Raw genomic sequence first — 9,895 nt, forward strand, 5'->3', positions numbered from 1 at the left:
TTTGACAAACTCAAGTCAAGCTTTGAAGCCATGATCTGCTTAGCGCTTTGCGAGATCAGCTTTAGGAGAATCGATTCGTCAGACAGAGCCTAGTTTTCTAGAGAATACCCAAGTAAAGTTACACCAAGTTTATGTCAGCTCATTGGTGTGCGGCATGGGTTTCACTTATTCTCTGACTTTAGTGAAAGGTAGAACCCCCAGCTATGGCGTAAATCGACCATTTGACCAACAATTCACCTCCTACATACCGTACTTGTTGATCTCTGCAGGTTGACTGGAACTTATTTATCCAAAAAGCCTCCACACGATCAAACGTAGATTTATATTTTTAGAAGTAGGAAATACTTATTCTTTTGTCCTTAATTTCTCAACTATAGGTTTAGGTAGAAGACTTGCATAACCAAAAAGGTAGAGCAATAGAAAATAGATCTAAGGAGTTACTATGCGTACCACTGTCATTGGTTTTTATGTGATGCTAATCACCCTCATATCAATATCTTGCGCAAATGAGAGCAATCAAGGACAAGTTGATAACAAGCAAATGGATACTGAAAAACAAAATCGTGAGATCTCTAGTGAGAATGAATTAGGTGGAAATCAAGATAAAGATAGATTATCTGATTCCAATCAGTCCCCATTAAGGGAGCCAAAACCTCCCTCGCTTATTAGTGGAGAGACAAATGAGATCAACATCAATTGTGACTTCGTAAACGAAACTCTTGGCAATGACGATGATCTTGAGACGATAAGAGATGTAACACCTTTCAACTCTATTAGTATAGAACATGCCTTTAGAGTTGCTATAGATCCAACGGTTCAAGCAGGGAAAGTTATAGTCCGTGGCGACTCTAACCTGCATGAATCAGTAACAACCGCTGTAAATCAAGAGAACTTAAGTGTCAAATTTAATCAAGATGGATGCTACCGTTTTGCAAAGCTTCATATCCTAGTTAATCCAGCTATGTTAGCGAACATCAACCTGACAGGATCTTCGTCACTTGTTACTCGAAAAAACCTACAAGTATCGACATTGGCAATAAAGCTTGAGGTAAGATCCCGAGCATGGATTTCAGGGGTTTTCAATCAACTAAATCTATATGTAGATGGATCTAGTTTGGAAATGTCAGGAAGAGCTGTCAATGTAGATGGAGAGTTCGTTGTGTTGGCTGAGGGAAATCTGGAACAGCTTCTTATCACTAACTCTAAGATAGAGATTGATAACCTCTCAACAGTAAGGGTAAAAAACGGCACTGGTGTAACTCTCTAAAATATGCCGTCTTGCTGGTGTGAGGGAGATTCACTTTCATGGTCTCAGGCACACCTGCTTAACCAATACCCGCTCATTGATTTCTAGCCATCCGAAACTTCAAAAGTCGATCGATCAAGTATTACTCTGCGATCTCCTAGAGGTTCTAGATGGCTGCAAGTTTACAATTTCGCAGCGCCCCGCAAAACAAATCCTGCTGCAAGTATTGATTCTTGCAGCCTCCTTCTTGCATCGACCAGTTCAGCTTACGATGCCTTCCTTAGTAAGCCTCTCAACCAACCTCGCTACTATTTGTTGTGACCGGCATGGTCCGGAATTGATGGACTGATTGAATCGGAATCGGTGAACGACTTGAATCAGAATCAGTGACCGGCATGAACCGGAATCAATGACCGGCATGCTCCGGAATACTCAATTCTACGAGTAAAAAGTGTCCAAGATAATTATGGGGCTAGAGAGTTGGGAGTATTAGGGACACAGATGTTGAAGCATCTCAGCTTAAATCAGGCCCAAACTTACCTTCACATCTCTATATTTCTTTATTATTTACATAATTCATGCCACCACTAAATAATTCTTAGTGCCAAGCTTAAAAAGGAAAAGACTGGCAGGCTACATGGGAGATTATAACCTGCCAAGTCATCGTGAGTTTCACTATGATTTTTACAACAATCAAGCCCGGTCATACAAAGTATGGAGTTATGGTATATAAATCATAAAAAACCTTGAAGGGTTTGATATCTTAAAATTAAGTGTTAATTTAAGGAGTCCAACAGATGAATTTTGTTCTTATTTTTGCCAGTTTTCTTTCAGGATTAGCTTTTTTGGCCCATGCTTTTATTGGGGATAAGGAATACCGTGCCTTAAAGCCAGGCTCAGAAGAAGATGCAAAACCGATGGAAACGTGGATACAAACTCGCTGTGGCTGGCATTGGGTAAGTCTTGATCTCCTTGCTGTATCTGTACTTTTATTTGTTTTGGCGAGCACGCAAATCATTCAAGCAAAAACAGAGATATTACACTTATTAAGTTTATACCATCTCGCTTGTGGCTGTGTATGGCTGTTGACTTTGCTTTTTTCCAAGAGCCACAATCGACAAATTTTCGTCCTAGGGCAGTGGATATTTTGTTTTATACAAGCCTCACTAATCTACTGGGGAGCCTAATTTGATTGAAACCGCTGCGGATTTCTATTCTTGCAGCCTCCTCTCTGCATCAGCCAGTTTCGCTCACAATAGAGCTGGTGTCAGTGAAGAATGGGTCATTGATAACTATGGAAAAGCTTACGGCCTAAAGAAGGCTGAGAATATGGTCCAGCATGGCTTATTGGTCAAGTCTGGAAACATATTCAGGGCTGCGAAGGAAGTAATAGATGTAAACGCAAAAGAAGTCCTCCAAAGAATATTTTGCGACGTTAGCTCGTTTGACTGTGAGCTAGTAGGTGGAGGCGCGTGGTACCACAGATTTACAGGCTACTACAGCAAAGAAACCGCAGAGTCTATGAAGAAAGCTACGCAGAACTACATTAGAAGTCTCGAATCCCATGCTGAAGCAGATCAAAACCAAATCAAGCGCGACTGCTTTGTGAAAGTCTCAGCCGTTGGCACCTTCGACATAGATAATACGATGGAGATAAATTGAAAATGCTAGTTAGATCAACAATAGTAAGTCTTCTAGTCGCAGCACCATGGCTAATTGCAGGCGAGTCTTCCGGTGGAGGATTGAGTAGATATGCGACGATATTAAAAGCTGAGTCATCCTCTGACTATCTCAGAACAAAGTTGCGATTGTCAGTGCGTCCAGGTGAGAGTTCGAACTTGAAAGTCAAGGGTACACCACAGGCGCGTCGAGTTAAGCTACTGGATAACGATATCGTTACAATCGACGAGGATGCACTCATAGAGCGCTAGACGATCAGGCATGAAAAATTTGATAGAAGCCAACTTCGCTCTAGGCTTCAGAAGCATTATCTCTTGGAAAAACCTTTTTTGGTAGGGTTACATACGAGCCTGAAGTTGCGGTTGATCTGGAGACCCTCAAGCAGATATTTCATAATATCACACAAGATTTCGAGGATTCAAGGATGCCCCCCCATCTCTGGTCTCAGCCTTCGGCAAGGAAACTATTGCGATCTAAGGATTCACTTGAACCTATAAAACAAGCTACTTTTCTGCTATCCTGACATCATCGGGTATGGCGTTGTGCGCTCATATTTCTAGTTGAGTGCTAGTTTCGGACCAAAACTAGCAGCGTATCGAGACCTCACCACAGATCGATTGAAAACAGATTTTTTCTCAAGCTTCTCGATCAAAAGTGGAATTTCTAATGGTGAATCACAGTTTGAGTGCCTCAAAATCTACTATCTGATCTCCCCCCATACAGGCGAATGTCTGACCCTTTTACCCCCAACTCGACACCGCTCCCAGTCTTGAAGCTGTCTTCGGCGATAGGGGTAGAAAAGTTGGATTCTAGTGCAACGGCACTCAAGCTATCAAGTTTTGACCCCTTTTTAATGAAGGCTGTTTGTTCTTTAAAGTATAGATTGCCGCCTTCTTCGTCCTGCGGAACAAACAAGGCTTTGTCAATCCTAACTAGATGCATCCCAGGATTTTCTGTTTCATGAATCGAAACCCAGGTGTAACTCCATCTATTGTTCACCAGGACGTTAACAGCCCTAAGATCCTTTGTAAGATCATAATAACTTCCGCTAAACATGCCTTTGCTACTAAAATAGAATTCCCGAGCCTCTACCAGCTTTTCAATATACTCAAGATTTGATACAACATCCTCCTCGATGTTCTCTAAAGGACCCGTTGTAAAGTATGGTATATGATAAGGACCAGCCTCAACTAAATAGATGTTTTGCTTGATCAGACGCTCACCGTCGTATTTAGCCTCTAGTTTGCGAATCCAATTCCCATTAGCGTCTTCCCCTCTAAAAGTCCATGATACTATAGGGTTTAACGTCAAAAAAACTGAAGCAATTGCCCCCGCATCGAAGATCGACTCCGTAAATCTTCTGGGTCACAGTCCCAAACCAAATGTCTTTGCCAACTCTTTCGTTAAGTTCTTTGGAAATAAACTGATCTTGGTTAGATAGTTGCTCGTAGTGGCTGGAGACGCGATCTGATCTCGAAGGGTTGACCTCTGATAATGAATCCACATTTCTTGATGCATTCTCATTAGCGTGACCGGAATTGTTTCTTTTCTGTTGGCAATTAGGCAATAGGTACGACAAGGCTAGTAACAAGAGGAACTTCATTTCAAACTCCATCAGGTAGAACAATAAGACGAGCCTATACTTCAATTGCAAGGGGTATTCCTCTTAGAACTCTATGTTTACCTACGTTTAGGATTTAGTGAATGCGAAAACATTCGCATTGGATTTTTCCATCGAAGAGTTTGTCTATGTCCTGCCATTTGAGAAATATTTTTCGATGAAAGACTGAGAATGGGGGTAAAGACTGAAAACTCAATGCCACTTCTTCTTTCGGTCTTTTCACTATACTTATACTTTCCCATTTCAAATGACTTTCTCACTTTTTCCAATAAAATTTGCAGCGGATTTTCCACTATCTCGTATCGTATAGTGAATGTAGGTGCAATGTAATACTTATGGAGTGTCAAATGACCTTACAAAAAAAGTTCGCAAAAGTCTTACTTGGATTATCGATAGCTTGTGCTTCGTCGCAGGCACTAGCCCTAAAGCGATTTCCGCTAGTCGGTGGCTCAGGCGGACAGCCATTCGAAGGATTCAATCAACGAACACCAGTCGCCGCTCTAGAGGTCAATTCTGGCAAATATATTGATCGTATTGTAGCTCTTTCTGGTAATCAAAGAACTATTTTTTCAGCTGGTGGAGAGGGTGGGTGGCTCAATTACCTTCAATGCGATAGCGGTGACGTTGCTGTCGGTATTGTGGGTAGAGCGGCTAAGTATGTAGACCAAATTGGGCTGATTTGTGGGGTGCGTGGAAATCTGTCACAAACCTATACTACCATACGTGTTGGCGGAGAAGGAGGTAGTTCCTTCATCCAAAAGTGCCGCAGAGGAAGCTTCATAGTCGGTATGTACGGGAGAGCAGCGAAGTACATTGATGCAGTAGGTATCATCTGTAATCGTTAACCTCTTTGATAAGTGTGACTTTCGTCAGCAACCCGACAGAATTGCCGATTAAAGTATTTGGCAGATGGTTTTAAAGTCGTCTGCAAGTGTCGAAACCCTTAGTGGGGGTCTCCCAAGTTTGAGAATTGTCACATATCAGGTCGGATCAGAGAATTTAAGATAGAATATTTAATAGATAGGAAACGAATATGTATCTACTAAAAGGCACATTGTTACTGACTCTTGGAACTTCAATGTTCTCAACTTCCGGATTTGCTGGACGCTGGTCGCAATGGGCAAATTCATACACTGGGCCCACCCAATCTGCATTTTGTCCTGTAGGATCCTATATGGAAGGATTTGAAGCGATTGAGCATGGTGGGGCTGGATATGTAAATATTCGTCTAATTTGCAGCAATTCGAATTTTAGTAATTGGACTCATCCTCAATACCCCTCAGGTCACTTTCATTCAATGAATGTAAGAGATACTGTTTTTGGGTTAGAGTTAATGGAACATGGAAACAATGGTTTTGTGAATGCGAAGCTTTTGTACGGAAATTTTCAATGGACATCATGGCAAAACACCTACAGAGAACCTGATTTTCTCTACGAAGTTGAATGTCCCAGTCGTACGGAAGGTATAGTTGGAATCGATACGATTGAGCATGGGAATGCTGGAATTGTTAACATCAGACTTTATTGCAAATGAGTTCAAGTAAGGTGTGTATTTTCACACCTAATATGACTTTAATAACTTTCAAATTATAGAGGTTGAACTATGAAATCAAATTTATTTTCTTCTATTACAATGCTTGCCCTGCTTCTTTCAAATGGAGCGGCCTTGGCTGAAGGTTCATATGACTATTTTGAGGACAGCGATAGTACTCATCATGGTGAAGATTCTTGCGTCGTCGAAAGGGGAGTTAACATTGATTCATGGTGTAAGTTTCAGTATGGTTCAAGCTGGCGAGCAAAATTAAATGGCGCAGATGCTTACTCTTGGGCCTGTGCTCTTAGTCAAAATAATTTAAGGAATGTTGATATTGTGGCAGCCTGTAAACTACAATATCGTAATGTTGTAGGTGTCGATTATCGTAACTTCGCTGATCCATATTCTTGGTTCTGCAAAATCGATATCTGTCGTTAAGGTGAATGCCTAAAACATGGGAGGGGTGATCCCTCCCTGTTGCGAGTAGCTAGGCTCACCTTATCCAAATCTTGAAAGTTACAGGATCCACAGCGAGATCCATGGTCTTTTAATAGGGCATGAGATAGTTATCGCGGGTAGTTTCCCTTTTCTTTCTCAGAGTGTGAGATTTATTACTTGGGTAAAGAGTCTTGATAAGGTGAATGATATCAATATTAACAAGCCTTTCCTATATATCTCAGCTTTAGGTGTCGATAGCTTATTAGGGTTTTTCCGCTAAAAATGAAGGTTGGGATATATGCTTAAAACTATTCTTATAGCGATGCTTCATTGCGTTTTATTTATGGCTTGTGACGGCAATGCAAGCGTTATCGAATCTTTTAATCACCTTCGGACAGAGCGAGCCGATAAGGTCTTTATTCCAAGGAGCAATTTATGAAGATCGCGTTATGTGTTTTAGCCTGTCTGCTTCAGTTAGGGTGCTCTCAAGCGTCTTACGATCGGAAAGTTAAAAACACCTCATCTAATACCAAGGCAGACTCTACATCTGCAGAGTTGGAAACAACAGAGGAATTGGCAGAGACAACTGAAGTATTGGTCTCTGAGCCGGTGATGGTTGCGGGAAGCTTTTTATTTTGTCAAATAGTTGATGATATCTACTGCCGTATCGATACAAAAGATCAGAAGAACATACCGATAGACGCAGCGATTTCAGAGCAATTTTTTATTGATAATGTAGCAGTTGAGTCAACTCGACTAGACGGCGAACTATGGCGTTGGAAACTACCTGTAACTCTGGTCGCATCCATTAAAATTGATTTATCTTTAGAGTTCAATGGGAATATCCTCGCTAGATATAGTACATTTATAGAGAACCAAATACTGCACCTAGGGGACGGAACAACTCAGCTACAGGGCTGTTCTCAGGAAACACTTACAAATTCCGTTCTGGTAGGTTTGAGCATCGATAAAAAAGTTGAACTTGCTAGAAAGGGGTCCCTTGCAATAAATATTGGTGGACTATGTGGCATCGGAAGAGCTGATGATTCTAGAGTGGAGGTGCTGAATGCGCAAGAGATTATTATTTTTACTGAATTCTTACCAACGACCCCAGCGCCTCTAGACATACAATTCTTGGTACCTGACCTTGATATGGGAGAATACACGGTAAGAGTGTCCGCCGGCATAGATCCTGATCCTGATGATCTGTTTATGACAGGGTTTGGCTTGTCTCCAATTCCTACTCTTTCTAATATAGTTGCTACACCACAGTAAATAGCAGGCTGTAGCAAACAATTACCCGCTCTTCGATAGATCCACCAGTTAACTGCTGATCCGTGCAGGAGCCTAGACTTAAAATTGAAAGTGTGAATAAAAGTATTTTTCCTCTCTTCTCGATAAAAACAAGGATAAGGCTGAAGGTGAGGTATTCGACCTAGCTCATACCACATCATTTACCCATACCAGTAACACCGACTTGGTGGTCGGTGACTACCCAGATACCAAAAATAGCGATGTAATTGTGATTACTGCTGGAGCCCAGCTAAAAGCTGGTCAAGATCGAAATTCTTTAGCTGCAGTGAATACTAAAATAGTGAGTGACATTGTCAATGAATGCTATGGGTACTCCCCGGAAGCTTTGATCATACTTGTGACCAACCCAGTAGATCTAAACTGTTATTTCGCGATAAAAAATAGCCCTTACCCAAAACATCGTGTGATTAGTACCGGAACTTTACTAGACACAGCAAGGTTTATGAAAATCTTGTCTGAAAAGATTCTTATTGATCCCAAAAATATCGGTGGCTATGTATTGGGAGAGCATGGAGAAACGGCAAGTATTCCCTGGAGTCTAGTCAATATTTGCGGGATTCCCCTCAGAACCTATTGCAATGAGAATGGCTTGCCCCAAGTTGATCAGGAAGAAGTTCGCAAGGCCGTTGTTCAAGCAGGCTATGAGATCTTCAAGCGCAAAGGCAACACAAACCACGGGATTGCTGCAAGTGTTTTTCGTTTGATTCGAACTGTTCAGCTCAACGAGCACTCTGTTCTTCCAGTTGGTTGCTTGCTTGAAGGTGAATATGGTCTAGATGATGTGGTCCTAAGTGTTCCAGCTGTAATCGGCAGAAAAGGTATCGAAAGAATTAGTTCATAACCTGACACTCGAAGAGTCTGCTGCGCTACAACATAGTGCCGATCAATTTATATCTTTGAGGGCTCAAATCAGTTAGGTTCCCCACCTATAGCTCTCCCTCTGGGAGGGCATTGCTATTGAATATCGCGATCGAATCGATCACAATGGATTCGAATTTTTGACTTGGATACCCAGATATACGTAGCTGCAATAGAACTAAGTACTGACCGCTTGCGCGGATTGGGCCGTATCTGACCAAGCCCGCTCTGCAACTATGTTAACCATTCATTACTTTCTGAATCTCCGCTGCCGCAAGATCTTTGATTTTCTCTCTACCACCGAATAGGTTGATAACTTTAGCTGCCTTGGACCAATCCAAGCAGGCTTGATACTGGTCGAGCGTGGTTCCCGCTACTGGTAGGTTTGGGTCGCATAGGCTGTTGATACAGTAGGCACACAAACTGAAGTTGATATGCGCCTCCACTGACCGAAAGTTCTTGCAGCGGCAGTCACCGTACCCATAAAACTGTTTCATTGTCTTATGCCAAACCTCAATTTTCCACCGCTTTGCATAATTGATCACGGCTTTTCTAGTGCTTAGATGTTGATCACTGGTCACGATATACTTCCGACTTGTCTTCCTAGCAGTCCTGCTTCTTTTTTCCGAACAGAAAACGGTCACTTCCCCAGATCCCTTGAGGTGTACATTTTTTGCTGTTCGAGCGCGATACTTCCGTACCCTATTTCCAATACCAGTGCCAGTTTTCATCTGGATGGTTCTCCATGGAATATGACGATTACGTCTGAAGTAATCCTTTACCGGTAATCCGTTAACATTTCTTCCACATGTGATAGAGGCAATGAAATTAAGTCCAGCATCCTGAATGGCATTTTGAATCGACTTGGCATCGTAACCAGAGTCGAGTAGAACATAGATTTTAGACAATATATCAGCGGTCAATAGCTCACTCTCTGGCAACATTTCAATCCATTGAGTAACAATTTCTATCTCAGACTGATATCTTATACCAAGCTCCTTACAATGGTAATGACTGTACAACGGTACGCTCGCTAGTGGAATGATATCGCCGTTAACAATCAACACAAAATTAGTGAATTGATGACCTTCAAAGTATTTATTTCCATGTGTGCTGTCCGGGCTCGTTCGACACACATTGAATAAGAATTTAAGATAGGTTTCTGTGACATTATCGTTGTAACCACCTGTAATCACTTGTGGCT

Annotated in this window: 11 protein-coding genes and 1 pseudogene; 9 read left to right on the plus strand and 3 right to left on the minus strand. The window is 41.8% G+C overall.

Annotation, left to right across the window (positions count from 1 at the left end; all coding sequences use genetic code 11):
* The first annotated feature begins 442 nt into the window (after nt 1-442).
* From B9N89_RS30840 to B9N89_RS30855, 4 genes are all read left to right on the plus strand, one after another.
* On the plus strand, nt 443-1,267 hold the full coding sequence (locus tag B9N89_RS30840) for a GIN domain-containing protein (protein WP_132326452.1): 825 nt from the start codon (nt 443-445) through the stop codon (nt 1,265-1,267).
* 776 nt (nt 1,268-2,043) lie between these two features.
* On the plus strand, nt 2,044-2,433 hold the full coding sequence (locus tag B9N89_RS30845; protein WP_132326450.1) for a hypothetical protein: 390 nt from the start codon (nt 2,044-2,046) through the stop codon (nt 2,431-2,433).
* A gap of 1 nt (nt 2,434) precedes the next feature.
* The gene (locus tag B9N89_RS30850; RefSeq protein ID WP_132326448.1) at nt 2,435-2,908 is read left to right on the plus strand and encodes a hypothetical protein; all 474 of its coding nucleotides are present in this window, start codon (nt 2,435-2,437) and stop codon (nt 2,906-2,908) included.
* A complete protein-coding gene (locus B9N89_RS30855) occupies nt 2,905-3,177 on the plus strand; it encodes a hypothetical protein (RefSeq protein ID WP_132326446.1) in 273 nt (90 codons plus the stop codon). The genes B9N89_RS30850 and B9N89_RS30855 overlap by 4 nt, the downstream gene beginning before the upstream one ends.
* A gap of 439 nt (nt 3,178-3,616) precedes the next feature.
* On the opposite strand, the gene B9N89_RS30860 is transcribed toward B9N89_RS30855, so the two are convergent.
* Together B9N89_RS30860 and B9N89_RS30865 are read right to left on the minus strand one after the other, a co-directional pair.
* Nucleotides 3,617-4,237: a hypothetical protein gene (locus B9N89_RS30860; protein ID WP_132326444.1), complete on the minus strand. Its 621-nt coding sequence runs from the start codon at nt 4,235-4,237 to the stop codon at nt 3,617-3,619.
* Nucleotides 4,203-4,529, minus strand: coding sequence for a hypothetical protein (locus tag B9N89_RS30865; protein ID WP_132326442.1), 327 nt, complete (start codon nt 4,527-4,529; stop codon nt 4,203-4,205). Before B9N89_RS30865 ends, B9N89_RS30860 begins: the two co-directional genes overlap by 35 nt.
* A 365-nt stretch (nt 4,530-4,894) precedes the next feature.
* Here B9N89_RS30865 and B9N89_RS30870 point away from each other — a divergent pair, with 365 nt between their 5' ends.
* The 5 genes and pseudogenes from B9N89_RS30870 to B9N89_RS32555 form a co-directional block, all read left to right on the plus strand.
* Nucleotides 4,895-5,392: a jacalin family lectin gene (locus B9N89_RS30870; protein WP_132326440.1), complete on the plus strand. Its 498-nt coding sequence runs from the start codon at nt 4,895-4,897 to the stop codon at nt 5,390-5,392.
* A 188-nt stretch (nt 5,393-5,580) separates the two neighbouring features.
* A complete protein-coding gene (locus B9N89_RS30875; protein WP_132326438.1) occupies nt 5,581-6,081 on the plus strand; it encodes a hypothetical protein in 501 nt (166 codons plus the stop codon).
* Nucleotides 6,082-6,150: 69 nt separating this feature from the next.
* Nucleotides 6,151-6,519 (plus strand): hypothetical protein, encoded by a 369-nt coding sequence (locus tag B9N89_RS30880; protein WP_132326436.1) that lies wholly within the window; start codon nt 6,151-6,153, stop codon nt 6,517-6,519.
* Between the two features lie 435 nt (nt 6,520-6,954).
* On the plus strand, nt 6,955-7,794 hold the full coding sequence (locus tag B9N89_RS30885; protein ID WP_132326434.1) for a hypothetical protein: 840 nt from the start codon (nt 6,955-6,957) through the stop codon (nt 7,792-7,794).
* Nucleotides 7,795-7,921: 127 nt separating this feature from the next.
* Nucleotides 7,922-8,674, plus strand: a pseudogene (locus B9N89_RS32555) (lactate/malate family dehydrogenase); the annotation flags it as partial.
* Between the two features lie 256 nt (nt 8,675-8,930).
* Here the strand turns inward: B9N89_RS32555 and B9N89_RS30895 are convergent.
* Nucleotides 8,931-9,895: transposase (locus B9N89_RS30895; protein WP_143478319.1), on the minus strand; the 965-nt coding region annotated here is incomplete at its 5' end.

This window comes from Pseudobacteriovorax antillogorgiicola (assembly GCF_900177345.1).
Classification (GTDB): Bacteria; Bdellovibrionota_B; Oligoflexia; order Oligoflexales; family Oligoflexaceae; genus Pseudobacteriovorax; species Pseudobacteriovorax antillogorgiicola.

What these genes read in the sequence shown, in the direction of transcription:
- B9N89_RS30845 (WP_132326450.1), top strand. Translation starts at nt 2,044, where the DNA reads ATGAATTTTGTTCTTATTTTTGCCAGTTTTCTTTCAGGATTAGCTTTT.
- B9N89_RS30840 (WP_132326452.1), top strand. Translation starts at nt 443, where the DNA reads ATGCGTACCACTGTCATTGGTTTTTATGTGATGCTAATCACCCTCATA.
- B9N89_RS30870 (WP_132326440.1), top strand. Translation starts at nt 4,895, where the DNA reads ATGACCTTACAAAAAAAGTTCGCAAAAGTCTTACTTGGATTATCGATA.
- B9N89_RS30865 (WP_132326442.1), bottom strand. Translation starts at nt 4,529, where the DNA reads ATGAAGTTCCTCTTGTTACTAGCCTTGTCGTACCTATTGCCTAATTGC.
- B9N89_RS30880 (WP_132326436.1), top strand. Translation starts at nt 6,151, where the DNA reads ATGAAATCAAATTTATTTTCTTCTATTACAATGCTTGCCCTGCTTCTT.
- B9N89_RS30875 (WP_132326438.1), top strand. Translation starts at nt 5,581, where the DNA reads ATGTATCTACTAAAAGGCACATTGTTACTGACTCTTGGAACTTCAATG.
- B9N89_RS30885 (WP_132326434.1), top strand. Translation starts at nt 6,955, where the DNA reads ATGAAGATCGCGTTATGTGTTTTAGCCTGTCTGCTTCAGTTAGGGTGC.